Origin of the sequence: Limnohabitans sp. 2KL-3, assembly GCF_001269405.1 — a bacterium.
Classification (GTDB): domain Bacteria; phylum Pseudomonadota; class Gammaproteobacteria; order Burkholderiales; family Burkholderiaceae_C; genus Limnohabitans_A.
Map to the genome: position 1 here is coordinate 206605 of NZ_CXON01000003.1, position 25333 is coordinate 231937.

The following is a 25333-nucleotide window of genomic DNA, read 5'->3' on the forward strand; positions in this document are numbered from 1 at the left end:
CAACCTGAGGACCTCACCATGAAACCTGCACACATCCTGGCCACTGGCCTGATTTCTCTGAGCGCCATCAGCGCTTTCGCACAAGACATCAGCTTTGGCATCATCGCCACCGATTCGGCATCGGCCCAACGCGAGCGCTGGGAGCCCTTCTTCCGTGACATGGAGAAAAAGACCGGCCTGAAAATCCAGTCGTTCTATGCCCCTGACTATGCTGGCGTGATCGAAGCCATGCGCTTCAACAAAATCCAGGTGGCCTGGTACGGCAACAAAGCCGCCATGGAAGCGGTCGACCGCGCCAACGGCGAAGTTTTTGCCCAGCTCATGTACGCCGATGGCAGCTTCGGTTACCACGCCTTGTTGATCACCCACAAGGACAGCCCTTATAAAACGCTGGACGATGTGATCGCCAACGGCAAGAACATCAACTTCGGCATTGGCGACCCCAATTCCACATCGGGCTTTTTGGTGCCCTCGTATTACATCTTTGCCCAGCGCAACATCGAAGCACGCAACACCTTCAAGACCGTGCGCAACGCCAGCCACGGTGCCAACATTCAGGCCACCTTGGCCAAACAAGTGGATGTGGCCACCAACAACACCGAAGACATGGGCAAGCTCGAAACTGCCAAGCCAGATTTGTTCAGCCAGTTGCGCGTGATCTGGAAAAGCCCCTTGATCCCGAGCGACCCCTTTGTCTGGCGCAAGGACATGGACCCCGCCGTCAAAACCAAAATCAAGAATTTTGTTCTGAATTACGCCAAAAACGACCCGGCTGAAAAAGCTGTGCTCAAGAACATCTACAACTACGGCGGTTTCCGCGAATCGACCAACGACCAACTGATTCCGATCCGTCAACTCGAGTTGTTCAAAGACCGTCGCAAGGTCGAGGGCGATGACAAATTGGCCGCTGCCGACAAAGCCAAACAATTGGCCGAGATTGACAAGCAACTGGCTGCTTTGAAGAAGTAAACATGTCCACACTGCCCAACGCCATGGCCAGCGCAGACCTGGCAAAACTACAACAACTGGCCTCGCAAAAAAAGAGCCAGGGCCTGAGCTACTTGGTTTGGCTGGTGGCAGCGGGCGTTCTGGCCTGGGCATGGCAGGGGGCTGAAATACGCCCCCTGGCCTTGATCCGGGATGCGGCGAATATGCGCACCTTTGCCGCAGATTTTTTCCCGCCCGATTTCAAAGACTGGCAGATGTACCTGCGCGAGATGGTGATCACACTGCACATCGCCCTGTGGGGCACCGTGCTGGCCATTGTGGCGGCCGTGCCCATGGGCTTGTTGTCTGCGTCCAATGTGGCCCCGGCCTGGGTTTACCAGCCGGTTCGCCGCTTGATGGATGCGTGCCGGGCCACCAATGAAATGGTGTTTGCCATGCTGTTCATCGTGGCTGTGGGTTTGGGGCCTTTTGCCGGGGTGTTGGCTTTGTTTGTGCACACCACGGGGACTTTGTCCAAGTTGTTTTCTGAGGCGGTCGAAGCCATTGACCCGCGTCCGGTGGAAGGTATTCGCGCCACAGGGGCTCACAAACTCGCTGAAATTGCCTACGGTGTGATCCCCCAGGTGATGCCCCTGTGGCTGTCGTATTCGCTGTACCGCTTTGAGTCGAATGTGCGCTCCGCTTCGGTGGTGGGCATGGTTGGCGCAGGTGGCATTGGCGTGATTTTGTTTGAGGTGATCCGCAGCTTTGAGTACGCCCAGACTTGCGCCGTCTTGCTGATGCTGATTGTCACCGTCTCTCTCATTGACATGGGGTCATCATGGCTTCGACAGCGATTCATTTGACGTGGTTCAACCCGGTTCAGCTCGAATGGGGCCCGGACCTTTTGCGCACTCACCGACCCGATCAACCGTTTTTTGTACTGGCCGATCCACACGCCATTCCTTTGGCCATGGAGGCCGATTTAAAAAGGCACTGGGGTGAACTGTGTCTGGGTTGGATCTGGCAGCGCTCTGCCCAAAGCAGCATCACGGCAGCACTTGAACTGTGCCGGCAGCTTTGGCCTTTATGGGCCACGCAGCCGGACACTGCCTTGCTGGCCATCGGTGGTGGTACCACGCTGGACCTGGCCAAGTTGGCCCGCTTTGAACTGCAAGACCTGAGCTTGGCTCCAGCGGTTTGGCGGTCCAACAAGCTGCCTGCCGATCACCGCAGACACGCCCTGTGGTGCGCGCCGACCACATCCGGCACGGGCAGCGAGGTCACACCTTGGGCCACGCTGTGGGACCTCGATGCCCAACCTGCGGTCAAACGCTCATGGGCCAGCAGCCAGGGCTTTGCCGACCAAGCCTGGATTGACCCGAATCTGACCTTGTCTTGCCCCGAAGGCCTGACCCGGGACACCGCCTTGGACACCCTGGCGCACGCGCTCGAATCGATCTGGAACCACCACGCCAATGCGATCACACGCCCCTTGGCCGTGCGTTCGGCGCGAATGGTTTTGCAAACTCTGCCTGCGCTGCTGAAGAACCCACACAACACAGATTTGCGCGAACAGATGAGCCAAGCCTCTTTGTTGGCTGCTTTGGCCATGTCGCAAACCCAAACGGCCTTGGCCCACGCCTTGTCCTATGACTTGACATTGAATGAAAACCTGCCCCATGGACACGCTTGTGCAGTATGGCTGCCCATGGTTCTGGACATGGCAGCCGCCATCAGTCCCCAAGTGCAGGGTGACCTGGCAACCATCTTTGATGGCCCAGCCAATCAGGCATCAGAAACATTGTCTGCCTGGCTGCAAAGCCTGGGCATCGTGCCACGCGATCTGCGCAGCACCCCGGCCGGTCTTGAGCAACTCCATCAGGCTCTTGGCTCATCACGAGGCCGCAATTTTGTAGGAAGTACAGCATGAACAGCGACGTGATCATTGTGGGCAGTGGCATCGTGGGCCTGGCTTGTGCCTGGGCGGCTTTGCAACAAGGCAAAAGCGTGCGCGTCATCGACCGCGACCCTTTTTGTGTAGGGGCTTCGATTCGCAACTTTGGCTTTGTCACCGTGACCGGTCAAGGCCGAGGCGACACCTGGCGACGCGCACGGCGCTCACGCGATGTGTGGGCCTCTGTGGCCCCACAAGCGGGCATTGCCATTGAACACCAGGGCTTGTATGTGCTGGCCCAACGTCCACAAGCCAAAGTGGTCTTGCAGGAATTGTGTAAACAAGCCGAAGGCCAGGACCTGCAATGGCTCGAAGGTCAAGCCCTGCAAGACCAGGCCCCCCAGTTTGTCATGAACCATTTGCAGGGGGCCCTGTACAGCCCTCACGAGCTGCGCATCGAAGCACGCAGCGCCATTGAAAAACTGCGTTTGTGGCTGGCCACACAAGGGGTGGTGTTTCAGATGGGTCAGCATGTGCAAGAGGTCATCTCTGGTGCTGTCTTCACCAACGGCCAATGGTTGCAGGCCGAGCGCATCATGGTTTGCCCCGGCCCTGACATGCGAAGCCTGTTTCCCGAGGCCTTCAGCCAAAACCACACCCAGCTGTGCCAGCTGCAAATGCTGCGGGTTCAGCCGCCAGATGGTTACAAACTCGGTGCCGGCGTCATGAGTGATTTGAGCTTGGTCCGTTACCGGGGTTACTGCGAGTTGCCCGGATCTCAATTGCTGCTTGATCAGCTGCGCATCGAGGCAAGCCAAGAGCTGGCCCACGGCATACACCTGATCGTCGTGCAAAGCCACGACGGCTCGCTGGTGGTGGGCGACTCACACCACTACGGTCAAGCCATGCGCCCTTTTGCCTCACGCGAAGTGGAGGACCTGATCCTTCATGAAATGCAACGCCTGCTGTGCTTGGGCCACTACCAAGTGACCGAACGCTGGACGGGCATTTATCCCAGTGCCTCGCAAGACAGCCTGGTGCGTGAGGTTTTGCCCGGTGTACAACTCGTCAGCGTGACCAGCGGCACCGGCATGAGCACCTCTTTTGGCTTGGCTGAAGAAATCATTCAAAACTGGAGCACGTCATGAACCCTGCCCAAGATCACAAAATCCAAGGCCTCGTGCTGGACTGGGCAGGCACCATCGTCGACTTTGGCAGCCTGGCCCCCATGGGCGCTTTTGTCGAGTTGTTTGCTCGTCACCACATGGAAATCACCATCGCCGAGGCCCGTGTGCCCATGGGCTTGCCCAAAATTGAGCACATCGCCGCCTTGGGGCGCATGCCAGCCATCGCAGCCCAATGGCAAGCCTTGCACGGCAGGTCTTTTGGCCAAGAAGATGCACAGCAACTGCTCAACGAGTTTGAACCCATGAGTGCCAAGGCTGCCCTGGACCGAAGCAGTTTCATCCCGGGGTTCTTGTCGGCTTATCATGCGCTGACAGCCCAAGGCTTGGCTTTTGCCACGACCACGGGTTACACCCGAAAAATCATGACCCCTTTGATTGAGATCGCCCGAGCCCAGGGGTTCGCACCCGCCTTGGTGGTTTGCTGCGACGATGTGGCCCGCAGCCGACCTGACCCCATGGGCATGCAAGCATGTTTGCAGGCCATGGGTTTACAAGGGCAAGCCGCCCACGTCATCAAGGTCGATGACACTGCGCCCGGTCTGGCCGAAGGTTTGGCCGCTGGCAGCTGGACGGTGGGTGTGGCCATCAGTGGCAACGCACTGGGCTGGACGCATGAGCACTGGGAACTGGCCAGTCACACTGACCAAGCCCATGCCAGGGCACAGGCCAGTGCCGTGCTGCAAGCGGCCGGAGCACATGAAGTGATCGACAGCGTAGCCGATTTGCCCTTGGCGATTGCCCGCATTGAGCAACGCATGGCACTGGGCGAAAGCCCTTGAATTGGCATGTCCAGCGTCACCCGTCCTGAGCAAGCCTTTTGGGCCCGTTTGAGCGGTCCGCAGCAAACCTGGCTTGCAGGCCAATTGCAGGCCCAACAGCCACCGCCCCCTGAGGGTGTCAGGTGGTCATGTGACGGCGTGAATCTGGGTTGGGTTTTGTTTGAACGCGCCCAGGACATGGTGGCCATGCTGCCCGGTTGCACCATGGTCCGTGGGCAGCTGCACTGGCAAACCTCAATGGATCAGCCCTTGCAGCGCAGCCAAGCCTTGCAAAATTTTTTGCGCCATCAAGCCGATTGCGGCAAATTGACGGGCTGGCGTGATGAATTTTTTGCTTGGTGGCCAGACACCCCCGCCTGGCCACCTGCATTGAGCGTGCCACCGTTTCTGTGTGTTGAGCGAGCTGGCTTCAGGCATCTGGGCATGATGAGCCATGCCGTTCACATGCACGGTTTTTTGCCCCAAGGTGATCTGTGGTGTGGCCGCCGATCGGCCAGCAAAGCCACCGACCCAGGCTTGTTGGACAACATCGCTGCAGGGGGTTTAACGGCCGGAGAAAGTCCTTTGACCACCGCACTACGCGAGTTGGCAGAAGAGGCCAGCTTGTATTTGCCAGACCCAAGCCGCTTGCGCTCTTGTGGGGCCATTCGCACCCAACGACTTGAGCCCCAAGGCTGGCACGACGAACAACTGTTGGTTTACGCCCTGCACTTGTCTGATCAAGAGATTCCCACAAATGCCGATGGCGAAGTGCAGGAATTTTTGCTCTTGAGCCCCTGCGAAGTGGTCTCGCGCATGCAATCCGGACAATTCACGGTTGACGCTTGCGCCTCACTGGCCCAGTGTCTCAGCCCCTGTTTGAACGTGCCTGAAGCTGCCCCAAACGATTGAATCGCCTCGTTGACACGCAACGCATCACTGCCTCACAAGTGACGCTTGTCGAAACGACATTGGGGTATGGTCATGTTTTTTTGAACCTGCAAGTCACCATGATCCTCGAACTCGCCGACATCCGCATTCACCCTGGCCAACAAACCGCATTTGAAAAAGCCATTGAACTGGGCCTGAACACCGTGGCCTCACGGGCCAAGGGTTTCAGAGGGGCCAAGGTCAACCGTGGCATTGAAAGCCCAGAGCGTTTTGTGCTGCAAATTTTTTGGGACACCCTGGAAGACCACACGGTTGGTTTTCGTGAATCGCCGCTGTTCACTGAATGGCGTGCCATCGTTGGGCCCTTCTTTGCAGCGCCTCCGCATGTGGAGCACTTCGAGCTGACCTTCGCCTCGGCTTGAACTGACCCTCAGGCCGCCTGATGGCCTTGCACCAGACGCGAGAGCAAATGCACAAACTGGCTTTGCTCCTGCGTGGTCAAGGGGGCCAGAATTTTCTCTTGCACCCGGGCCACATCACTTTGGATATTGGCCATAGCCTGCACCCCCAGCGGCGTGACCACCAGCAGCTTGCGCCTGCGGTCAGACCGATCGGCCTCACGCACCACCCAACCCTTGGCTTCCAGACGACCGATCACAGAACCCGAAGTGGCGGGATCAAACGCCACCCGCTTGGCCAAGCTCACTTGGTCAATGCCCGGGCTGTCGAGCAGGGCATTCAAAATGGCAAATTGCACAGGTGTGATGTCGGCGCTGGCCAATTGCTCGGCAAATATGGCCACTGCAATTTGCTGAGCTCGCCGGATCAAGTGTCCCGGCGTGGTCTGCAGGTCAATGCTTTGAATCATGTGGGTGTCGTGTTGCGGATGTTCCACGGGCGTGGAAAGGGTGCCATTTTCAGACATTCCGATTAACATCTGATTTTCATTTTTCAAGAAAGCGACCCATGAGTTTTGTATTTTCACCCATGCCTGTGGTCTCGGTGCCTGTGCTCGGGCAAGTTGAACGTTTTCCAGTGCACCGCATTTACTGTGTGGGCCGCAATTATGAAGAGCACGCCAAAGAGATGGGTTTCACCGGGCGTGAGCCACCGTTCTTCTTTCTCAAACCTGCCGACAGCTTGGTCGTGGTGGAATCCGGGCAAACAGGTGTGATGCCCTACCCCAGCCTCACCCAAAACCTGCACCACGAAATCGAGCTGGTGGTGGCCATTGGCAAAGGCGGGCGCAACATTTCAGCCGCCGATGCAGCCCAGCACATTTACGGTTATGCCGTGGGCCTGGACATGACGCGCCGCGACTTGCAAAACGACATGAAAAAACAGGGCCGCCCTTGGTGCATCGGCAAGGCCTTTGACCACTCGGCCCCCATTGGCCCCATTACCACCATCGCCCAGGCCGGTGATGTCAACAACGCCGAGATCAGCCTGCAGGTCAACGGGTCCGATCGCCAGCGCAGCAATGTGGCCAAACTGATTTGGAACGTGGCCGAAACCATTGAACACCTGTCTGCCGCTTGGGAACTGCAGCCCGGCGATCTGATTTACACCGGCACCCCCGAAGGCGTTGCAGCCGTGGTGGCAGGTGATGTATTGGTCGGCCAAGTGGCGGGACTGGGCAGCCTTGAGATTGCCATTTCCTAAATGACAAAACTAAAAACCTAAAAGTCAGTACTTACCCTTAAACACGGGCACAGCACTTGCAAGATAATTCATATCGAAAAATCGATTGGGCCAATTGCATGCACTAAAGTGTGATCATCACCCAAAAACAATGCTTCATTAACCGACCGCTTGGTTGGTTAATGGTTTATCATCCATTTCCCAACCAACTTGCCGGAGACTTTAATGAAAAATATATTGCCAAAAACTGCGCTGGCTGTAGGCCTGATGGCCATCGGCTTTGGCGTTCACGCCCAGACCATCACCCTGAAGGTGCACCACTTTTTGGGCCCACAAACCATACAGCACACCACCATGCTGGGTGATTGGTGCAAAAACATTGCTCGCGATTCCAAAGACCGTCTGAAATGCGAAATTTTCCCGGCCATGCAACTGGGTGGCACACCCGTGCAGTTGTACGAACAAGCCCGTGATGGTGTGGTCGACGTGGCATGGACTTTGCAGGCTTTCACACCCAAATTGGCCAAACTTGAAGTGTTTGAATTGCCATTCATGATGACCAACGCAGAGGCTACCAGCCGCGCCGCTTGGGACTATGCCCAAAAGTATGCCCAGGATGACTTCAAAGACGTGAAGATGCTGGCCGTCCACGTCCACGGTCCAGGCAACATCTACACCAAGAACAAAGCCGTGACCACCATGGCCGACCTCAAGGGTCTGAAAGTGCGTGCGCCCACCCGCCAAGTCAACAAGATGGTCGCGGTGATGGGTGCCACGCCTGTGGCCATGCCGGTGCCTCAAGTGCCCGAAGCCTTGTCCAAAGGTGTGATTGACGGTGCCGTGATCCCTTACGAAGTTGCGCCCGGCCTGAAGGTCAACGAATTGACCAACTTCACAGCTGAAACCGACCGCAGCTACAACGCCCTGTACACCACAGTGTTTGTGGTGCCCATGAACAAAGCCAAATACGACTCGCTGCCTGCCGACCTGAAGGCTGTGATCGACAAAAACTCTGGCCGCGAGTTCTCTGCTTTCTTGGGCAAAACCCAAGCGGGTCACGATGCTGTTGGCAAGAAAGTCTTTGAAGCTTCGGCCAACCAGAAAATCAGCATCATCCCCAAAACTGAACTGGAAAAATGGAAGAAAGCCACTGACTCTCTGGACGACGCTTGGGTGGCCGAGATGACTGGCAAAGGCATGGATGGCAAAGGCATGCTGCAGTCCGCCACCGACTTGATCAAGCAATACACCAAGTAATCGGCTTTGCCGTTGTACACAAGAGCAGGGCCTACCCTGCTCTTGTTTTTTGACTGAACTGTTGTTTTCACTGAGCCTTTTAGTCGCCCTGGCGACTGTCGACAATCCCTGATTTCCGCAGCGCGGACCCTTCACCATGTTTTCAAACTTACTAGAGCGGACCGCCCGACTCTGTAGCATCTTGGGCGGACTGGTCATGACCGGCTTGATGCTCATGACCTGCTACAGCCTGATCAGCCGCAATTTTTTTGACTCTGCCCTGATTGGTGACTTCGAGTTGACCGGCGTGGGCGCAGGTGCTGCCATTGCGCTTTTCATGCCCCTGTGCCAACTCAAACGTGAAAACATCATCGTGGACTTTTTCACAGCCAAATGCAGCGATGGCTTCAATCACGGGCTGGACCGCATGGGCGATGTCTTGATGGCGGTTATTTTTGGTCTGTTGTCATGGCGATGTGCCCTGGGTGCGATCAATGCCAAAGAAACCATGGGGGCTTCCATGCTGCTGGGCTTTCCTGACTGGATTGTCTTCACCAGCATGTGCATTCCATTTGGCATCACGGCCCTGATCGCACTCATGCAAGCGCTCTCCCAACTTCAACATCACGAGGAGGCGACAGCATGACTCCCATTCAATTGGCCTTGATGATTTTCGGCATCATGCTGCTGCTCATGGTGGTGCGCGTGCCCATCGCAGGTGCGATGTTCCTGGCAGGCACTTCGGGTTTCATCTTGCAAGCCGGCGTCCAGCCTTTTTTGAATTTCTTGAACAATTTGGCATTCGCCCGATTGGCCAACTACGACCTGTCGGTGATTCCCCTGTTCATCTTGATGGGCCACTTTGCGACGCAAGGCGGCATCAGCAAAGCGCTGTTTCAGTTCGCAGCGGCGGTCATGGGACGTTTCAAAGGTGGTTTGGCCATGGGCGCGGTGTTGGCATGTGGCGCATTCGGAGCCATCTGTGGGTCATCGGTGGCCACCGCAGCCACCATCACAGGCGTGGCATTGCCTGAAATGAAGCGCCATGGCTATTCTGGCCGCTTGGCCACAGGCACATTGGCTGCAGGTGGCACCTTGGGCATCTTGATTCCGCCATCGGTCCCCCTGGTCATCTACGCCATCTTGACCGAACAAAACATCGCCAAGCTGTTTGCCGCCGCAATGATGCCGGGCATCATCGCCATGGTCGGTTACATGATCGCCATCGCCATCTATGTTCGCTTGGTTCCAGGTCAAGCCCCCGATCAGGAAGAACGCGAACGACTGACTTTGGAGTCGCTCAAGGGCATCTTGCCAATTGCCACCATTTTTGTGATCGTCTTTGGCGGCATCTACACAGGCTTTTTCACGCCCACCGAGGGTGCTGCCGTAGGCGCAGCCTCCACATTCTTGGCGGCTTTGCTCAAGCAAGAATTGACCTGGAAAAAGTTCATCCAGTGCTTCCACTCTACGGCGATCAGCTCGGGCATGATCTTCTTGATCTTCATGGGTGCCGATGTGATGAACGCGGCTTTGGCGCGCACCCAAGTGCCCGCGCAATTGGCCGAAATGGTGGTGGCCATGAACTTTGCCCCGCTGATGGTGGTGGCGGGCATCTTGCTGCTCTATGTGGTGCTGGGCGCGGTGATGGACGAGCTGTCCATGTTGCTTTTGACCATCCCAATCTTCTTCCCCATCATCATGAAGCTCGACTTCGGCATGACACCCGAGTACACCGCCATCTGGTTTGGCATCATGGTGCTGATGACGGTGGGCTTTGGCATGTTGGCTCCGCCTGTAGGCCTGAACGTGTATGTGGTCAACGGCATGGCCAAAGACGTGCCGCTGAGCGAAAGCTACAAAGGCATCATGCCCTTCCTGATCAGCGACACCATCCGCACCTTGCTGCTGCTGTTCTTTCCGGGTATTTCATTGTTTTTGATCAAGTACCTGACTTGATGCCCCCCAAAAACAACGAAGCCCCTCAGGCCTATCGCCTGGGGGGCTTTTTCATTGATGGACTGGTTAGACTCTATCCAACTTGTTCTTTCAGCCCCCACACCAAACCCCCTCATGATGTTTGACCGCACCATCCGACATTGCCGCCAATGTGGCGCTCTGGTTGCACGCCGCCTGCCCGATGACGGCGACACCAAAGAGCGTGCCATCTGCACTGTTTGCCACACAGTGCACTACGAAAACCCCCTGAACGTGGTGGGCACAGTGCCCCATTGGGGCGACCAGGTGCTGTTGTGCAAGCGCAACATCGAACCACGCAAAGGCAAGTGGACCTTGCCTGCAGGCTTCATGGAACTGGGTGAATCCACATCACAAGGCGCGGCCCGCGAGACCACCGAAGAAGCCGGGGCGCAATTCATCATGGAAGATCTGTTCACGGTGATGAGCGTTCCGCGTGTGGGTCAGGTGCACTTGTATTACCGTGCCCGCTTGACCAGCGACGTGTTCGACCCCGGTCACGAAACCATGGAAGCCCGACTGTTCAAAGAAGACGAAATTCCTTGGGACGAATTGGCTTTCCGCACCGTCAAGGAAACGCTAGAACACTACTTTGCGGACCGCAAAGCGGGGCGGTTTGGCACCCATGCGTTTGATATTGCTTAAATGATCGAATGGATCTCCAAAAATAGCCAAGAGACATCGATAATACAAAGGTATTGTTATTAGACATTTTGGAGGCTTCACATGATCAAAACCATCACTTTTCTTTCGGGCATTCTTTTGGCTGTCACGGCCATGGCACAAACAGCCGCTCCAGCCACAGCCCCGGCCATACCGGTGACATCGGCCCCGACACCCGCAGTGATCGCCACGCCCGCAGTGACGTCCACACCTGCAGCCGCACAAACACCCGCGCCAGTCCAAGCCGCTGCCCCCAAAGCACAAGCGCCAGCCAAGAAAAAGGCGGCCAAAAAATCGGGCAAAAACAGCAAAAAGAACAAGAAAGCGAAAAAGAAAAGCAAGATGCAGTGATGCACGCCATGGCGGCTTTGGGGGCCTGGCCCCAAGAATCGCCCTCACCACAAAGGCCACCTCGCGGTGGCCTTTGCATTTTTGGACGCCTTCATCTCAAGGCTTCGCTCCTTGCGCGAACGGTCTGCTCGCTGCGTTCCTCAGCGCTCAAGCGGCCCAGATCAAAAACCGGCTAAAACGCTTCACACGTCAATCGCGGCTGCCGATCCCGCCTGCTTGCGCAACTCAAACTTCTGAATCTTGCCTGTGCTGGTCTTGGGCAGTTCACCAAACACCACAGCCCGCGGCACCTTGAAGCCCGCCAGGTGTTGCTTGCAATGCGCCACGATCTGCTCGGCTGTGACCTGGGCGTCGGCTTTCAGCTCCACAAACGCGCAAGGCGTCTCGCCCCAGCGGGCATCGGGCTTGGCCACCACGGCGGCGGCCAGCACCGCGGGGTGGCGGTACAGCACGTCTTCCACCTCGATCGATGAAATGTTCTCGCCGCCCGAGATGATGATGTCTTTGCTGCGGTCCTTGATCTTGAAGTAACCGTCTGGGTACTGCACGGCCAAGTCGCCGCTGTGGAACCAGCCACCCGCAAAGGCCTCTTGCGTGGCCTTGGGGTTTTTCAAGTACCCCTTCATGGTGATGTTGCCCTTGAACATGATCTCGCCCATGGTCTCGCCGTCTTGCGGCACGGGTTGCATGGTTTCGGGGTCCAGCACGCGCACATCGCGCTGCAGGTGGTAACGCACGCCCTGGCGGGCGTTCAGCCGGGCCCGATCACCAATGTCCAGCGCGTCCCATTCGGGGTGCTTGGGGCACACGGTAGCGGGGCCATAGACCTCAGTCAGGCCATACACATGGGTCAAGTCAAAACCCATTTGCTCCATGCCTTCGATCATCGAAGCCGGGGGCGCTGCGCCCGCCACCATGGCCTTGATGCCAGCAGGCACGCCCGCCTTCATGGCAGTCGGAGCATTCACCAGCAGGCCGTGCACGATGGGCGCACCGCAGTAATGCGTGACGCCATGGTCGCGCATGGCGTCGAACATGGCCTGCGCGTCCACCTTGCGCAGGCACACGTTCACGCCCGCACGCGCCGCCACCGTCCAGGGGAAGCACCAGCCATTGCAATGGAACATGGGCAGCGTCCACAAATACGCCGCGTGCTTGGGCATGTCCCATTCCAGAATGTTCGAGATCGCATTGGTGGCCGCGCCCCGGTGGTGGTAGACCACCCCCTTGGGGTTGCCGGTGGTGCCGCTGGTGTAGTTCAACGCAATCGCGTCCCACTCGTTGGCGGGCAGGCTCCACGCAAAGTCAGCGTCTCCGCGGGCCACAAAGGCTTCATAAGTGACCGCGCCCAGTTTTTCGGTTGGGCCTGTGTAAAGCGCGTCTTCCACATCGATCACCAGCACAGGCCGTGTGGACTGGCGCAACGCCAGGGCTTTTTTCATCACACCCGCAAACTCCGGGTCCACGATCACCGCCTTGGCCTCGCCGTGGTCCAGCATGAAGGCCACCGTCTCCGGGTCCAGTCGGGTGTTGAGGGCGTTGAGCACGGCCCCGGCCATGGGAATGCCGAAGTGCGCCTCCACCATGGGCGGCGTGTTGGGCAGCATCACGGCCACCGTGTCGTTCTTGCCAATGCCCGCCTGCGCCAGCGCACTGGCCAGCTGGCGGGTGCGGCGGTAAGTGGTGGCCCAGTCCTGCCGTAAATCACCGTGCACGATGGCCAAGCGGGTCGGGTAGACCTCGGCCGTGCGCTCAATGAAACTCAAGGGCGAGATCGGGGCATGGTTGGCGGAGGTCTGGGGCAAATCCTGGTCAAAGATGCTGACTTGGGTATCGGTCATGAAAAGGTCCTGTTTCGGCTGACGTTCAAATGTTCAACAGTTTGCCTGACCCGGGGCTGAAAGCCATGCTGGTTTGCCCCGAAACAAGTGTTTCGGCCCGACGGAATGGCGGCTTCAGATCGGCGAAAATACCCGGATGGCCATCCCCCAGTCTTTCATCCAGGAGTTGCTGTCCCGCGTCGACGTGGTCGACATCGTGGGCAAGTACGTGCAGCTCAAGAAAGGCGGCGCCAACTTCATGGGCCTATGCCCGTTCCATGGCGAAAAATCCCCCAGCTTCAGTGTCAGCCCCACCAAGCAGTTTTTCCACTGCTTTGGCTGCGGCAAAAACGGCAATGCCATCGGCTTTTTGATGGAACACGCGGGCATGACCTTCATCGAGGCGGTGAAGGACCTGGCCCAGCAAACCGGCATGATGGTGCCCGAAGAGCAGCAGTCACCCGAAGACCGCGCCAAAGCCGCCGCCGCCAAGGCCAAACAAGACAGCCTGAGCGATGTGCTGGAAAAAGCAGGCGAGGCTTACCGCGACCAGCTCAAAATCACGCCACACGCCATCGACTACCTCAAGGGCCGGGGCCTGTCGGGCCAGATCGCCAAGCGCTTTGGCCTGGGCTACGCACCCGAAGGCTGGCGCTCGCTGGCCAGCATCTTCCCCAAATACGACGACCCGCTCTTGGCCGAATCGGGCCTGGTGATCGTGAACGAAGAAGACGACAAGCGTTACGACCGTTTTCGCGACCGGATCATGTTCCCCATCCGCAACATCAAGGGCGAATGCATCGGCTTTGGCGGGCGGGTGATCGGCAGCGGCACCCCCAAATACCTGAACTCGCCTGAGACCCCGGTGTTCCACAAAGGCCGCGAGCTGTATGGCCTGTACGAAGCCCGCGAAGCCCTGCACAGCGCAGGCTATGTGCTCGTGACCGAAGGCTACATGGACGTGGTGGCACTGGCGCAACTCGGCTTTGCCAACGCCGTGGCCACGCTGGGCACAGCCTGCACGCCCGACCATGTGCAAAAGCTGTTCCGCTTCACCGACTCGGTCGTCTTCAGTTTTGACGGCGACAGCGCAGGCCGACGCGCCGCCCGCAAGGCGCTGGACGGTGCCCTGCCCTACGCCACCGATGTGCGCAGCATCAAGTTCTTGTTTTTACCCGCCGAGCACGACCCCGACAGCTATGTGCGCGAATTTGGCCAAGACGCCTTTGCCGAGCAGATCAAACAGGCCATGCCGCTGTCTCGCTTTTTGATCGAGGCCGCCAGCGTCGACTGCGACCTGCAGACCGCCGAAGGCCGCGCCCGACTGTCCAGTCAGGCCCGTCCACTGTGGCAGCTGCTGCCCGAAGGCGCGCTCAAGCAGCAACTGCTGTCAGAGCTGGCGCAACTCATTCAGCTGGAAACGGCAGGTCTTGAAAAACTATGGGGTCAACAAGCGGCCAGTGACCAACGCTTTGCCCCTGCTGCCCGCAGTGCCACGCCCTCGCTGCAACAAGCCAACGCGGCCTTTAGCCAAGCTGCGGCCAGCAGCGATGACTACCCCCAGTTTGAGCCTCACTATGGCGAGCCAACCGCCTGGCCCAGCGACCCTGGGCAACACCCTGCACCCGCTGGCAGCTATGGGGGGCCAAGTGGCTACGGTCATGCCGGGGCTGGCGGCAACAACTGGCCACGCAAAAATCCCAACTGGACACCCGGCTTCAAGGGCAACAGCCGCTTCAAGCGTGATCAGCCGCCCGTCTACACCGGCCCCCGCACCCCACCGGCCAGCCGCGCCGACCATGCCGCCCGCCTGCTGCTGGGCAATATGGCGCTCTGGGAAACCTTGGCCGGAGAAGACCACGCCATGCTCTGTGCACAGCCTGCGCCGCATGGCCCCTTGTTTGCCTGGCTCGAATCACAGTTTCATGAGCAAGGGGCTTTGGGCTGGTCGGCCTTGCAAGCCGAAATGCAGGGCCAATCCTTTGCAGACGATGCCCGGCGTTGGACAGCCCAAGACCATCTGGGGGTCACACCGGGCAGCGAAGAGGCCCCACCACCCGACCCGAAAGAAGCCCGACAAGAGCTGCGACGCCTGCTCAACATGATGCTGATTGACCGCCTCAAGCAGCTCGAAACCGAAGCCCTGACACAGGCCAGCACCGGCCAAGACCCCGAAGCCCAGCAACGCTGGCGCAGCCTGCACGAACGGCGCAAAGCGCTGATGGCCACAGCGGCGGCACCCAACGAATCTTGAGCAGTCCAAACTCAAGGTGGTGTTTTGGGAAGACCCTCGCAACGAGAGCGTCGCGCCGACAAGGCTTGACCGAACTTACTTGTCCAGCAAACGGTTGAGTTTTTCAGCCTCAAAACTTTCGCCGGTGGCGGCATCGCCTGGCATGGGCAGCTGCTGCTGGGCACACAACTGTTCCAGGGCTTTCCAGATCATCGCAATCTGGTGTTCTTGCCCCGCCGCATTGTTGATCAAGCCACGCAAAGCCTGGCTCACCGGGTCATCGTCTTGGGTGATGCCATAAGCCGTGAACTTGCGGTCTGTGCTCGACACATCAGCGCTTTCGCCCGCTTTGGACGGGATGATGCGAGCCGGAATGCCCACCGCTGTGGCCCCGGCGGGCACCGGCTTGATCACCACGGCGTTGCTGCCAATCTTGGCCCCGTCACCCACCTCAAAACCGCCCAACACCTTGGCCCCGGCACTGACCACCACGTCTTTGCCCAAAGTGGGGTGGCGCTTGGCACCTTTGTAGAGCGATGTGCCGCCCAAGGTCACGCCTTGGTAAATTGTGCAACCGTCGCCAATTTCGGCCGTCTCACCCACCACCACACCCATGGCGTGGTCAAAAAAAACACGCTCACCAATCTTGGCACCCGGATGAATTTCGATGCCGGTCAGGCCTCGGGCCAGATGCGAAATAAAACGCCCCAACCACTTAAACCCGTTGTTCCAGCACCAATGCGCCCGGCGGTGCAACACCAAAGCGTGCAAGCCCGGGTAACAGGTCAGAACTTCCCAAGAAGTGCGTGCAGCGGGGTCCCGGTCAAGGATGCATTGGATGTCGGAGCGAAGGCGTGAAAACATAGGCTTGGAGTCTATCGCTTGGCGCTGGCGTTTTGGATCATCGCCTTGGCCACCCCGCGCAGGATGTGGATTTCTTCCGGGCTCAAATCAGCCCGATTGAACAGCTGGTTCAGCCGGGGCATGAGCTTTTTGGGCGCGGCCGGGTCCAAAAAACCGATATCGGTCAGCGCCTGCTCCCAATGCGAGAGCATGCCCGCCACCTGCTGGGCATCGGCCTTGTCAGCCGGTGCAATGACATCCTGCACCGGAAAACCGCCCAAAGCCTCGCGCCAGTCGTAAGCCACCACCTGAATGGCCGAGCCCAAGTTGAGGGAGCCGAACTGGGGATTGGTCGGAATCGACAGCGCCACATGGCAACGGTAAACGTCTTCGTTTTTCATGCCAAAGCGCTCGGAGCCAAACAAAAAGGCCACCGACTGCTCGGGCGCACCAGGCTTGGTCAATTCAGCAAAGTGCTCTCGGGGGGCTCGGGTGGGGGGGCCAAAATCACGCGGCGTCATGGCCGTCGCGCACAGATGCGTCACGCCGTCGAGTGCCTCGTCCAGCGTCTGGACCACCCGGGCTTTGTCGAGCACATCATTGGCCCCGCTGGCCCGCTGGATGGTTTCCTCCTTGCGCAGCACATTGGCCCAGCGCGGTTTGACCAGCACCAGCTCGTCAAAACCCATCACTTTCATGGCCCGGGCAGCGGCGCCCACATTGCCAGCATGGCTGGTTTCTATCAGGATAAATCGCGTTTTCATGCCCCGATTGTCCACGCTCCCATGCACTGAACTCGGTGCTTCTCGTCAAGCTTCGTTTTGCTAAACTGATCTGATCGAACAGACTTGCAGGAAAACCCATGAAATTTGACCACCTGAAAGACTTGCCCAAGGCGGAAAGCTTGCTGGCCATGGAAATTTTGTGGCAGTCCTTGTCTCAAAACCCCACCGAAGACCTGACCCCCCCCTGGCACCAACAGGTACTTGCCGCACGATTGGAACGCCTGAAGTCAGGACAGGAAAGCTGCCTGCCTTGGGATCAAGCCAAAGAGCGCTTGCGCACCCTGACTCGCCAAACCCCAAGCCACTGAGCCAGGCAAGCCATGAATGGTTGCGAGTCCATCGAGATCACGCAAGCGGCACAGGACGATTTGTTGGCGGCTTACTGGTTTTACGAGCACCAGCAAGCTGGCATAGGCGCTTACTTTTTAAACAGCTTGTGCGCTGACATTGACGCCTTGCAGATCAGTGCCGGTGTTCATATCAAAGTTCAACCCAGCGGCGCGTTTTGAAGCTTGGGAAGCCGCTTTCCCTTTGCCATTTGCTATTTGCTTGCGGGCAAAAAAGCCACTGTATTGGCCGTGCTGGACACCCGCCGTTCACCAGAGTGGCTGCGCGAACGTCAAAGCTTATGACGCACCAGCGACGGCTTGCTGGGCTTTTCATGAGAAAATGCGCCCCTTGTCGCCGCGATCGTGCGTGCGTTAAACCCGTTCTTCACACAATTCATGTCGTCCAATCTCCACCCCATGCTCAACGTGGCCATCAAGGCTGCGCGCGCCGCTGGCGCCATCATCAACCGTGCCGCGCTCGACGTTGAAGCGGTTCGCATCTCGCAAAAACAGGTCAATGACTTCGTCACCGAAGTCGACCACGCCAGCGAAAAAGTCATCATCGAAACCCTGCTGACCGCCTACCCCGACCACGGTATCCTGGCCGAAGAGTCGGGCAGCACGCATGGCAACCCGCTCGCTGACCACATTTGGATCATCGACCCCCTGGACGGCACGACCAACTTCATCCACGGCTTCCCCGTTTACTGCGTGAGCATTGCCCTGCAAGTGCGCGGCAAAATCGAGCAAGCCGTCATTTACGACCCCACCCGCAACGACCTTTTCACCGCCACCAAAGGCCGTGGCGCGTTCATGAACGACCGCCGACTGCGCGTGAGCAAGCGCATCCGCTTGCAGGAATGCATCATCTCCACAGGGTTCCCCTTCCGCAAGGGCGACAACTTCAACCAGTACCTGCGCATGATGGGCGACGTGATGCAACGCACCGCTGGTCTGCGCCGCCCCGGTTCTGCCGCACTCGACCTGGCTTACGTGGCCGCAGGCTTCACCGACGGTTTCTTTGAAACCGGCCTCTCGCCTTGGGACGTGGCTGCGGGCTCGCTGCTGGTGACCGAAGCCGGTGGCCTGATCGGCAACTTCACGGGCGAGTCCGACTTTTTGGAACAAAAAGAATGCCTGGCCGGTGCGCCCCGCATTTACGGCCAGCTGGTCACCATCTTGGGCAAGTACAGCAAATTTGCCAGCGCGGGCGACAAAGCCAACGTGCGCACCGCCGTGGACACCCTGAGCCGTGAGCGCACAGGCGACACGCACAACCCGGACGCCGAAGGCGCTGCCGATGCCCCCGGCGAAAGCACTGAAGCGGCCAGCGACGAGCGCAAAGACGCACCGTTTTAAGAACGCGACTGACGCATCAACCCGCGTCTTCAGTCCAAAAAAAAGCACCCTCAGTGGGTGCTTTTTTGTGCCTGACAGCCGATCAGTTGCCGGCCGTTGACTCGTCGCCTGAATCGCCCTCGGGGGGTGGCAAGCGAACGGCCAGCACCTTGTCAATGGCGCGGCCATCCATGTCCACAATCTCCAGTTTCCAGCCTTCCCACTGCACCGAATCGGCCACCTTGGGCAAGGTGCCGGTCAGCAGCATGATCATGCCGCTCAGTGTGTGGTAGCGCCCACGCTGTTCTTCGGGCACCTCTTGCAGGCCCAGGCGGTCCTTGAGTTCAGGCACTGGAATATGGCCGTCGAGCAACCAACTGCCATCGTCACGCTGCACGGCCCATGAAGTCTCGGGATCACGCGGCTGAAACTCACCGGTGATCGCCTCAATCAGGTCTTGCAAGGTGATGATGCCCTGCACCTCACCGTACTCGTCGATGACAAAGGCCATGTGCACATCAGACAGCCTGAAGTTATCGAGCAGCTCCATGCCAGTGATGGTCTCAGGCACGTACAAAGCGCTTTGCAAATTCTGCTCACGCAGGGCCTGCAACTGCTGGGGATCTTTGAGCGCACGGGCCAACCATTGACGTGCATTGATCACACCCAAGATGTTTTCGATGCCGTTTTGAACCACAGGAAAGCGAGCGTGGTCAGAATCTTCAATGCGCTTGAGGTTCTCTTCAAAGGAGTCGTCTACATCCAGGCACACGATGTCGGCACGCGGCACCATGAGCGAGCCGATTTGCCGGTCATCCAGCCGGAACACATTGCGCACCATGGTGTGTTCGTGCGACTCGATCACACCTGCCGAAGTTCCCTCAACCAGCATCGCGTGGATCTCTTCCTCGGTCACGGGCGTGCCCTTGGTTTCTTTGACGCCCATCAAACGCAGCAAGCCCCGGGTGGAAGCCGACAGCAAAATCACGAAAGGCTTGGTCGCCAGCGCCAGAAAGTTGATGGGCCTGGCCACCAGGCGGGCAAAGGTTTCGGGGTAAGACTGTCCAATGCGCTTGGGCACCAACTCGCCCACCACAATCGAGAAATAGGTGATCGTCAACACCACAATGCCGGTGGCGGCGAAGCTGGCATAGGCATCGGGCACCCCCAAAGACACCAGCCACATGGCCATCGGTGCGGCCAAAGCAGCCTCACCCACGATACCGTTCAAGACACCGATGGAGGTGATGCCGATCTGGATGGTGGACAAAAAACGCGTGGGATCTTCCCCCAGTTTGACAGCCGCTGCCGCGCCGCTGTCGCCCTCATCAATCAGCTTCTGAAGCCGGGCTTTGCGGGCCGTGACCAAGGCAATCTCGGACATGGCAAACACCCCGTTCAAGCAGATGAGGGCAAAAAGTATCGCTATTTCCATACAAGGGGTTCGAGCGAACCCTGAAAGTTGAGTAATCGCTATTGTAAAGAGATGTGTTTTTAAAGCCCACAGCCCCGTTTTCTACCCCGGCCCCCCATGGCCATCACTTCAAGAAGTTGGCCCAAACGCCGATGTTGTGCACGTTTTGATAACCATGCTTTTTGAGCAGCATCCGGGCCATGCCGCTGCGGGTGCCGCTGGCGCAGGCCAGCACCACCGGGGCTGTACGCGGAATTTCAGCAAGCCGCGAGCCCAACTCCTGCAACGGAATGTTCAGGGTACCGGGGGCATTGGCGTGGGCAAATTCGGACACCGAGCGCACATCGACCAAGGTGGCACCTTGCTGTTTCAAGGTTGGCAGCATGGCCACGACCCGACGCGCGTTCCACCATTTGTAGCCAAACCACAGGGCCAGGGCCATGATGGGCCAGTAGTTTTTCAAAAATTCCATGGACTCCTTCTTTTTCAATCTGGCGGCATCTTAACCAACACAACACCGCCCCAAACACAGACACAAGGCAAGGCTGCCTGAGGACCGCAAGCCACGGCAGGTCTCCCTATAAAATCTTGAGTCTTTCGAGGTTTGTTTGGCTTTTCGCGTGCTTTTTGCTCTGCGCTCAGGCCTGCAAGTTTCAAGCTGAAACACCCTCACCTCACCTCACCAACACCCGGCGACTGATCCTGAAGTCGGCCCAGCCCTTGATGCCAAAAGACATTTCCCCTGCAAATGGACCCGCCGACTACGCTGGCCACACGCCCATGATGGCCCAGTACCTGGGCATCAAGGCGGAGTTTCCAGACACCCTGGTGTTCTACCGCATGGGCGACTTTTATGAGCTGTTCTTTGCTGACGCCGAAAAAGCCGCTGGCCTGCTGGACATCACCTTGACGCGCCGGGGCCAGTCGGCGGGTCAGCCCGTGCTCATGGCGGGCGTGCCCTTCCATTCGGTTGAAACGTATTTGGCCCGGCTCATCAAGCTGGGCGAATCGGTGGCCCTGTGCGAACAGGTCGGCGACGTGGCCACGGCCAAAGGCCCGGTCGAGCGCAAAGTGGTGCGCGTGGTGACCCCTGGCACCCTCACCGACACCGAGCTGCTGTCCGACAAAAGCGAAGCCATCTTGCTGGCCGTGCACCAAGCGGGCAAAAACCGCTGCGGCTTGGCTTGGCTGAGCGTCACCCAAGGTGTGGTGCACCTGGCCGAATGTGCGCAGGACGAGCTGGCCGATTGGGTGGACCGCATCGCGCCCAGTGAACTGCTGGCCAGCGCGGGCATGACACCCACGTTTGAGCAAAAACTGCGCGGCCTCAAAACCGCAGGCCGGGGCAGCTGGGCATTGGCCATGCGGCCCGATTTTCAGTTTGACGCGGGCTTGGGCCAGCGCAAGCTGCTGGAGCAACTGCAAGCCGCGTCGCTGGCCGCCTGGAGCGCCGACACGCTGGCCGACGCGCACGCCGCCGCTGCGGCCCTGCTCACTTACGCCGAACACACCCAAGGCCGCAGCCTGCCGCATGTGCAGCGGGTGCAGGTGCAGCGCTCTGACGCGCTGATTGACCTGCCCGCCAGCACCCGCCGCAACCTGGAGCTGACCCAAACCCTGCGCGGCGAAAGCGCTGCCGATTCGCCCACCCTGTTTGCCCTGCTCGACACCTGCATGACCGGCATGGGCAGCCGCCTGCTCAAAAGCTGGCTGCTCAGCCCACCGCGCGAGCGCCAAGCCGCGAGGGACCGCCTGCAAGCCCAAGCCGTGCTGCGCGGCGACAGCGGCGCAGGCGCTTGGAGCAGCCTGCGCGAACAGCTCAAAGGCGCGAGCGACGTGGAGCGCATCACCGCCCGCACCGCGTTGCGCCAAGTGCGCCCCCGCGAGCTGGTGGCCCTGCGCCATGCGCTGGCGCGTGCGGCCTCGCTGTCCACGCAACTGCAAGCCCTTCAGCCCGAGCCCGGCAGTTTGCTGGCCGGTATGGCCCGCTGGCTGACCCCGCCCACAAACTGCGCCGAGCTGTTGCAAATGGCCCTGCTCGAAGAGCCCGCCGCGCTGGTGCGCGATGGCGGCGTGATCGCCGACGGCCTGGACGCCGAGCTGGACGAGTTGCGCGGCATCCAGACCAATTGCGATGCATTTTTGCTCGACCTGGAAACCCGCGAAAAAGAGCGCACGGGCATTGCCAACCTGCGCGTGCAGTTCAACAAGGTGCACGGCTTTTACATCGAAGTCACGCAAGGGCAACTCGACAAAGTGCCTGACGACTACCGCCGCCGCCAGACCCTGAAAAACGCCGAGCGCTTCATCACGCCCGAGCTCAAGACTTTTGAAGACAAAGCCCTTTCGGCGCAAGAGCGCGCCTTGGCCCGCGAGAAGTGGCTCTACGAAGGCCTGCTCGACCAACTGCAACCCTTTGTGCCCGCGCTCACCGCTTTGGCGCAGGCCATGGCCAGCCTGGACGTGCTGTGCGCCCTGACCGAGCGCTCTTTGACGCTCAATTGGTGCGCCCCGGAGTTCACCAAAGAGCCTTGCATCGAAATCCGCCAAGGCCGCCACCCGGTGGTCGAGGCGCGGCTGGCCCAGATGTCGGGCGCCAGCTTCATCGCCAATGACACGGTGCTGGGGCCACGCCAGCGCTTGCAAATCATCACCGGCCCCAATATGGGCGGCAAATCGACCTACATGCGCCAGGTGGCACTGATCGTGCTCTTGGCCAGCATCGGCAGCCATGTGCCCGCCAGCCGCTGTCGCCTGGGACCGATCGACGCCATTCACACGCGCATCGGTGCGGCCGACGACCTGGCCAACGCCCAATCGACCTTCATGCTGGAGATGACCGAGGCCGCGCAAATTCTGCACAGCGCCACGCCCCACAGCCTGGTGCTGATGGACGAGATCGGGCGCGGCACCTCCACCTTTGACGGCTTGGCATTGGCCAGCGGCATCGCCACGCACCTGCACAACAAGACTCAGGCCTTTGCCCTGTTTGCCACGCACTACTTCGAGCTGACCGAGTTCCCGGCCACGCACACGGCCGCCGTCAACATGCATGTGAGCGCCGCCGAATCGGGCGCGTCGATTGTGTTCTTGCACGAGCTGCAAGCCGGCCCGGCCAGCAAGAGCTACGGCGTGCAAGTGGCGCGGCTGGCCGGCATGCCCGCCGCCGTGCTCAACCACGCCCGTCATGCGCTGAGCGCGTTGGAGGCCGGAGCCAATGAAAGCCGTCAACAGGTGGACCTGTTCGCCGCCCCCCCCGAATCCGAAGCCACCGGACCCAGCCCCATCGAAGTGGCGCTGGCCCAAATCAATCCCGATGCGCTCAGCCCCCGCGAAGCGCTCGAGGCCCTGTATGCCTTGCAGCGCTTGCTGCCCAAACATTAAAGAGAAGAAACCATGACCTATTGTGTTGCCGTCAAAACCCGCGCCGGACTGGTGTTCCTGTCCGACTCCCGCACCAATGCAGGCCTGGACCAGATCAGCACCTTCCGCAAAATGATCGTCTATGAAAAAGCGGGCGACCGCTTCATGACGCTGTTGTCAGCGGGCAACCTGAGCATCTCACAGTCGGTGCGCGAGGTGCTGCAGATCGAAAAATTGGTCGAGCCCGGGCAAGACGAACCCCTGACCATCTGGAACGCCAAAAGCATGTTCGACGCCACCCGCGTGCTGGGCGCGGCCGTGCGCCGCGTGTACGAGCGCGATGCCGCCGCCCTTCGCGCGTCGGGCGTGGAGTTCAACGTGTCCATGATCTTTGGCGGCCAAATCGGCGGCGAAGGCATGCGCCTGTTCCAGGTCTATTCACCCGGCAACTTCATCGAAGCCACCGACGAGACGCCCTACTTCCAGATCGGCGAATCCAAATACGGCAAGCCCGTGCTCGACCGCGTCATCACCCCCAACACCCCACTGGACGAAGCCGCCAAATGCGCTTTGGTCTCGATGGACTCCACCCTCAAATCCAACCTGTCGGTGGGCCTGCCGCTGGACATGGTGGTCTACCAAGCGGGCAGCCTGCAAACCGACCGCGTGATGTGCATCGACGAGCACAACCCCTATTTCAAAATGTTGCGCAGCAGCTGGGGCGACAAACTGCGCCAGATGTTCGACAGCATCGAAGACCCGATGTGGCATGGCGGCGCGACCGAGGTGCCGCTCATGGTTTCCCCGGTGCGCAACGCCTTGCTCAAAAAAATCACCACCCCCGAAGAAAAGCTGATCTGATGAACGCCCGCATCATCTTCTCGCACGGCAACAGCTTCCCGGCCAGCACCTACCGCGTCATGCTGGACAACCTGCGCCAGCGCGGCTTTCTGGTTGATGCAGTGGAGATGTACGGCCACGACCCCCAGTACCCGGTGACCAACAACTGGCCCCACCTGGTGGAGCAATTGGCCGACTTTGCGCGGGACAAGCAAAGCGAGGGGAAACCGGCTTTTTTGGTCGGCCACTCACTGGGCGGCATTTTGAGTTTGATGTGCGCCGCCCGTCACCCCGAACTGGCGCGTGGCGTGCTGCTGATCGACTCGCCCGTGCTGGGCGGCTGGCGGGCCACCACGGTGGGCTTGGCCAAGCGAACACCCCTGATTGGGGCCCTGTCCCCCGGTCGCATCAGCCAAAAACGCCGCCACCAATGGCCCGATGCACAAAGTGCGCTGGAAAGTTTCCAGCAGAAAAAAACATTTGCCCGCTGGGAACCGCAAGTTCTGCGCGACTACATCGAACACGGCACGCACGATGCCGATGGCCAGCGTGTACTCAGTTTTGACCGCAATGTGGAAACCGCCATTTACAACAGCTTGCCGCACAAACTCGACAGCCTGCTCAAACGCAAGCCCCTCAAATGCCCTGCGGCCTTCATCGGCGGCACCCATTCCGTCGAAATGCGCCAAGCGGGTGCTGATTTGACGCACAAAGTCGTCAAGGGCCGCATCATGATGCTCGACGGCTCACACCTCTTTCCCATGGAAAAACCCCTGGCCACCGCCGCCGCCATAGAGGCCAGCTTGCGCAACCTCGGAGCCTGATTCAGCACAAATTGGG

General features: G+C 59.3%; 26 protein-coding genes. 20 read left to right on the plus strand and 6 right to left on the minus strand.

All coding sequences use genetic code 11. The features are described 5' to 3' along the window. Positions 1-18: 18 nt before the first annotated feature. From phnD to AMM41_RS05670, 7 genes are all read left to right on the plus strand, one after another. On the plus strand, positions 19-969 hold the full coding sequence (phnD, locus tag AMM41_RS05640) for a phosphonate ABC transporter substrate-binding protein (protein ID WP_089954229.1): 951 nt from the start codon (positions 19-21) through the stop codon (positions 967-969). 2 nt (positions 970-971) lie between these two features. Further along, positions 972-1793 (plus strand): phosphonate ABC transporter, permease protein PhnE, encoded by an 822-nt coding sequence (gene phnE / locus AMM41_RS05645; protein ID WP_089954233.1) that lies wholly within the window; start codon positions 972-974, stop codon positions 1791-1793. Further along, positions 1769-2860, plus strand: coding sequence for an iron-containing alcohol dehydrogenase (locus AMM41_RS05650; RefSeq protein ID WP_089954238.1), 1092 nt, complete (start codon positions 1769-1771; stop codon positions 2858-2860). Before phnE ends, AMM41_RS05650 begins: the two co-directional genes overlap by 25 nt. Continuing rightward, positions 2857-3972 carry a TIGR03364 family FAD-dependent oxidoreductase gene (locus tag AMM41_RS05655; protein ID WP_089954241.1) on the plus strand — a complete coding sequence of 372 codons (1116 nt, stop codon included), beginning with the start codon at positions 2857-2859 and terminating at the stop codon, positions 3970-3972. Before AMM41_RS05650 ends, AMM41_RS05655 begins: the two co-directional genes overlap by 4 nt. Next, the gene (gene phnX / locus AMM41_RS05660) at positions 3969-4790 is read left to right on the plus strand and encodes a phosphonoacetaldehyde hydrolase (protein WP_089954244.1); all 822 of its coding nucleotides are present in this window, start codon (positions 3969-3971) and stop codon (positions 4788-4790) included. Before AMM41_RS05655 ends, phnX begins: the two co-directional genes overlap by 4 nt. A gap of 6 nt (positions 4791-4796) precedes the next feature. Next, on the plus strand, positions 4797-5681 hold the full coding sequence (locus AMM41_RS05665; RefSeq protein ID WP_089954248.1) for an NUDIX hydrolase: 885 nt from the start codon (positions 4797-4799) through the stop codon (positions 5679-5681). Between the two features lie 98 nt (positions 5682-5779). Continuing rightward, positions 5780-6082, plus strand: coding sequence for an antibiotic biosynthesis monooxygenase family protein (locus AMM41_RS05670; protein WP_089955267.1), 303 nt, complete (start codon positions 5780-5782; stop codon positions 6080-6082). An 8-nt stretch (positions 6083-6090) separates the two neighbouring features. On the opposite strand, the gene AMM41_RS05675 is transcribed toward AMM41_RS05670, so the two are convergent. Next, on the minus strand, positions 6091-6528 hold the full coding sequence (locus AMM41_RS05675) for a MarR family winged helix-turn-helix transcriptional regulator (protein ID WP_089955270.1): 438 nt from the start codon (positions 6526-6528) through the stop codon (positions 6091-6093). A 98-nt stretch (positions 6529-6626) separates the two neighbouring features. Between AMM41_RS05675 and AMM41_RS05680 the strand changes: the two genes are divergently transcribed. The 6 genes from AMM41_RS05680 to AMM41_RS05705 all read left to right on the plus strand — a co-directional run bounded on the left by AMM41_RS05680 (position 6627) and on the right by AMM41_RS05705 (position 11528). After that, positions 6627-7322, plus strand: coding sequence for a fumarylacetoacetate hydrolase family protein (locus AMM41_RS05680; RefSeq protein WP_089954252.1), 696 nt, complete (start codon positions 6627-6629; stop codon positions 7320-7322). Positions 7323-7526: 204 nt separating this feature from the next. After that, entirely contained in the window at positions 7527-8558 is a 1032-nt protein-coding gene (locus AMM41_RS05685; protein WP_089954256.1) for a TRAP transporter substrate-binding protein, read from the plus strand. Between the two features lie 136 nt (positions 8559-8694). Next, positions 8695-9183 carry a TRAP transporter small permease gene (locus AMM41_RS05690; protein ID WP_089954260.1) on the plus strand — a complete coding sequence of 163 codons (489 nt, stop codon included), beginning with the start codon at positions 8695-8697 and terminating at the stop codon, positions 9181-9183. Beyond that, complete coding sequence (locus tag AMM41_RS05695) at positions 9180-10496, plus strand: TRAP transporter large permease (RefSeq protein WP_089954264.1); 1317 nt, start codon at positions 9180-9182, stop codon at positions 10494-10496. Before AMM41_RS05690 ends, AMM41_RS05695 begins: the two co-directional genes overlap by 4 nt. 114 nt (positions 10497-10610) lie before the next feature. Next, positions 10611-11159 (plus strand): NUDIX hydrolase, encoded by a 549-nt coding sequence (locus AMM41_RS05700; protein WP_089954268.1) that lies wholly within the window; start codon positions 10611-10613, stop codon positions 11157-11159. A gap of 81 nt (positions 11160-11240) precedes the next feature. Then, positions 11241-11528, plus strand: a complete 288-nt coding sequence (locus AMM41_RS05705; protein WP_089954272.1) for a hypothetical protein — start codon at positions 11241-11243, stop codon at positions 11526-11528. A gap of 182 nt (positions 11529-11710) precedes the next feature. Here the strand turns inward: AMM41_RS05705 and AMM41_RS05710 are convergent, their stop codons facing one another. Next, a complete protein-coding gene (locus AMM41_RS05710) occupies positions 11711-13369 on the minus strand; it encodes an acyl-CoA synthetase (protein WP_089954279.1) in 1659 nt (552 codons plus the stop codon). 136 nt (positions 13370-13505) lie between these two features. On the opposite strand from AMM41_RS05710, the gene dnaG reads away from it, so the two are divergent. Next, the gene (gene dnaG, locus AMM41_RS05715; RefSeq protein ID WP_089954284.1) at positions 13506-15602 is read left to right on the plus strand and encodes a DNA primase; all 2097 of its coding nucleotides are present in this window, start codon (positions 13506-13508) and stop codon (positions 15600-15602) included. A gap of 75 nt (positions 15603-15677) precedes the next feature. On the opposite strand, the gene cysE is transcribed toward dnaG, so the two are convergent. Together cysE and AMM41_RS05725 are read right to left on the minus strand one after the other, a co-directional pair. After that, complete coding sequence (cysE, locus tag AMM41_RS05720; RefSeq protein ID WP_089954288.1) at positions 15678-16445, minus strand: serine O-acetyltransferase; 768 nt, start codon at positions 16443-16445, stop codon at positions 15678-15680. Between the two features lie 11 nt (positions 16446-16456). Next, positions 16457-17188, minus strand: coding sequence for an RNA methyltransferase (locus AMM41_RS05725; protein WP_089954291.1), 732 nt, complete (start codon positions 17186-17188; stop codon positions 16457-16459). Between the two features lie 98 nt (positions 17189-17286). On the opposite strand from AMM41_RS05725, the gene AMM41_RS05730 reads away from it, so the two are divergent. The 3 genes from AMM41_RS05730 to AMM41_RS05740 all read left to right on the plus strand — a co-directional run bounded on the left by AMM41_RS05730 (position 17287) and on the right by AMM41_RS05740 (position 18897). Further along, positions 17287-17517, plus strand: a complete 231-nt coding sequence (locus AMM41_RS05730) for an addiction module protein (protein ID WP_089954295.1) — start codon at positions 17287-17289, stop codon at positions 17515-17517. 12 nt (positions 17518-17529) lie between these two features. Beyond that, positions 17530-17718 carry a hypothetical protein gene (locus tag AMM41_RS22180; protein ID WP_228769117.1) on the plus strand — a complete coding sequence of 63 codons (189 nt, stop codon included), beginning with the start codon at positions 17530-17532 and terminating at the stop codon, positions 17716-17718. Positions 17719-17934: 216 nt separating this feature from the next. Next, positions 17935-18897 carry an inositol monophosphatase family protein gene (locus AMM41_RS05740; RefSeq protein WP_089954299.1) on the plus strand — a complete coding sequence of 321 codons (963 nt, stop codon included), beginning with the start codon at positions 17935-17937 and terminating at the stop codon, positions 18895-18897. An 82-nt stretch (positions 18898-18979) separates the two neighbouring features. On the opposite strand, the gene AMM41_RS05745 is transcribed toward AMM41_RS05740, so the two are convergent. Then, positions 18980-20311 (minus strand): hemolysin family protein, encoded by a 1332-nt coding sequence (locus AMM41_RS05745; protein WP_089954303.1) that lies wholly within the window; start codon positions 20309-20311, stop codon positions 18980-18982. A 103-nt stretch (positions 20312-20414) separates the two neighbouring features. Beyond that, a complete protein-coding gene (locus AMM41_RS05750; protein WP_089954307.1) occupies positions 20415-20762 on the minus strand; it encodes a rhodanese-like domain-containing protein in 348 nt (115 codons plus the stop codon). 251 nt (positions 20763-21013) lie between these two features. Between AMM41_RS05750 and mutS the strand changes: the two genes are divergently transcribed. Genes mutS through AMM41_RS05765 form a run of 3 tightly spaced genes read left to right on the plus strand, consistent with a single transcriptional unit; the run spans position 21014 to position 25317 of the window. Further along, a complete protein-coding gene (mutS, locus tag AMM41_RS05755) occupies positions 21014-23674 on the plus strand; it encodes a DNA mismatch repair protein MutS (protein WP_089955272.1) in 2661 nt (886 codons plus the stop codon). 12 nt (positions 23675-23686) lie between these two features. After that, positions 23687-24514, plus strand: a complete 828-nt coding sequence (locus AMM41_RS05760; RefSeq protein WP_089954311.1) for a proteasome-type protease — start codon at positions 23687-23689, stop codon at positions 24512-24514. Continuing rightward, complete coding sequence (locus AMM41_RS05765; RefSeq protein WP_089954314.1) at positions 24514-25317, plus strand: alpha/beta fold hydrolase; 804 nt, start codon at positions 24514-24516, stop codon at positions 25315-25317. The genes AMM41_RS05760 and AMM41_RS05765 overlap by 1 nt, the downstream gene beginning before the upstream one ends. Positions 25318-25333: the final 16 nt, after the last annotated feature.

What these genes read in the sequence shown, in the direction of transcription:
- AMM41_RS05725 (WP_089954291.1), bottom strand. Translation starts at nt 17,188, where the DNA reads ATGAAAACGCGATTTATCCTGATAGAAACCAGCCATGCTGGCAATGTG.
- mutS (WP_089955272.1), top strand. Translation starts at nt 21,014, where the DNA reads ATGCCAAAAGACATTTCCCCTGCAAATGGACCCGCCGACTACGCTGGC.
- AMM41_RS05730 (WP_089954295.1), top strand. Translation starts at nt 17,287, where the DNA reads ATGAAATTTGACCACCTGAAAGACTTGCCCAAGGCGGAAAGCTTGCTG.
- phnE (WP_089954233.1), top strand. Translation starts at nt 972, where the DNA reads ATGTCCACACTGCCCAACGCCATGGCCAGCGCAGACCTGGCAAAACTA.
- phnD (WP_089954229.1), top strand. Translation starts at nt 19, where the DNA reads ATGAAACCTGCACACATCCTGGCCACTGGCCTGATTTCTCTGAGCGCC.
- dnaG (WP_089954284.1), top strand. Translation starts at nt 13,506, where the DNA reads ATGGCCATCCCCCAGTCTTTCATCCAGGAGTTGCTGTCCCGCGTCGAC.
- AMM41_RS05690 (WP_089954260.1), top strand. Translation starts at nt 8,695, where the DNA reads ATGTTTTCAAACTTACTAGAGCGGACCGCCCGACTCTGTAGCATCTTG.
- AMM41_RS05670 (WP_089955267.1), top strand. Translation starts at nt 5,780, where the DNA reads ATGATCCTCGAACTCGCCGACATCCGCATTCACCCTGGCCAACAAACC.
- AMM41_RS22180 (WP_228769117.1), top strand. Translation starts at nt 17,530, where the DNA reads ATGAATGGTTGCGAGTCCATCGAGATCACGCAAGCGGCACAGGACGAT.
- AMM41_RS05665 (WP_089954248.1), top strand. Translation starts at nt 4,797, where the DNA reads ATGTCCAGCGTCACCCGTCCTGAGCAAGCCTTTTGGGCCCGTTTGAGC.
- AMM41_RS05745 (WP_089954303.1), bottom strand. Translation starts at nt 20,311, where the DNA reads ATGGAAATAGCGATACTTTTTGCCCTCATCTGCTTGAACGGGGTGTTT.
- phnX (WP_089954244.1), top strand. Translation starts at nt 3,969, where the DNA reads ATGAACCCTGCCCAAGATCACAAAATCCAAGGCCTCGTGCTGGACTGG.
- AMM41_RS05685 (WP_089954256.1), top strand. Translation starts at nt 7,527, where the DNA reads ATGAAAAATATATTGCCAAAAACTGCGCTGGCTGTAGGCCTGATGGCC.
- AMM41_RS05680 (WP_089954252.1), top strand. Translation starts at nt 6,627, where the DNA reads ATGAGTTTTGTATTTTCACCCATGCCTGTGGTCTCGGTGCCTGTGCTC.
- AMM41_RS05655 (WP_089954241.1), top strand. Translation starts at nt 2,857, where the DNA reads ATGAACAGCGACGTGATCATTGTGGGCAGTGGCATCGTGGGCCTGGCT.
- AMM41_RS05705 (WP_089954272.1), top strand. Translation starts at nt 11,241, where the DNA reads ATGATCAAAACCATCACTTTTCTTTCGGGCATTCTTTTGGCTGTCACG.
- AMM41_RS05695 (WP_089954264.1), top strand. Translation starts at nt 9,180, where the DNA reads ATGACTCCCATTCAATTGGCCTTGATGATTTTCGGCATCATGCTGCTG.
- AMM41_RS05675 (WP_089955270.1), bottom strand. Translation starts at nt 6,528, where the DNA reads ATGATTCAAAGCATTGACCTGCAGACCACGCCGGGACACTTGATCCGG.
- AMM41_RS05650 (WP_089954238.1), top strand. Translation starts at nt 1,769, where the DNA reads ATGGCTTCGACAGCGATTCATTTGACGTGGTTCAACCCGGTTCAGCTC.
- AMM41_RS05700 (WP_089954268.1), top strand. Translation starts at nt 10,611, where the DNA reads ATGATGTTTGACCGCACCATCCGACATTGCCGCCAATGTGGCGCTCTG.
- AMM41_RS05760 (WP_089954311.1), top strand. Translation starts at nt 23,687, where the DNA reads ATGACCTATTGTGTTGCCGTCAAAACCCGCGCCGGACTGGTGTTCCTG.
- AMM41_RS05750 (WP_089954307.1), bottom strand. Translation starts at nt 20,762, where the DNA reads ATGGAATTTTTGAAAAACTACTGGCCCATCATGGCCCTGGCCCTGTGG.
- AMM41_RS05710 (WP_089954279.1), bottom strand. Translation starts at nt 13,369, where the DNA reads ATGACCGATACCCAAGTCAGCATCTTTGACCAGGATTTGCCCCAGACC.
- cysE (WP_089954288.1), bottom strand. Translation starts at nt 16,445, where the DNA reads ATGTTTTCACGCCTTCGCTCCGACATCCAATGCATCCTTGACCGGGAC.
- AMM41_RS05765 (WP_089954314.1), top strand. Translation starts at nt 24,514, where the DNA reads ATGAACGCCCGCATCATCTTCTCGCACGGCAACAGCTTCCCGGCCAGC.
- AMM41_RS05740 (WP_089954299.1), top strand. Translation starts at nt 17,935, where the DNA reads ATGTCGTCCAATCTCCACCCCATGCTCAACGTGGCCATCAAGGCTGCG.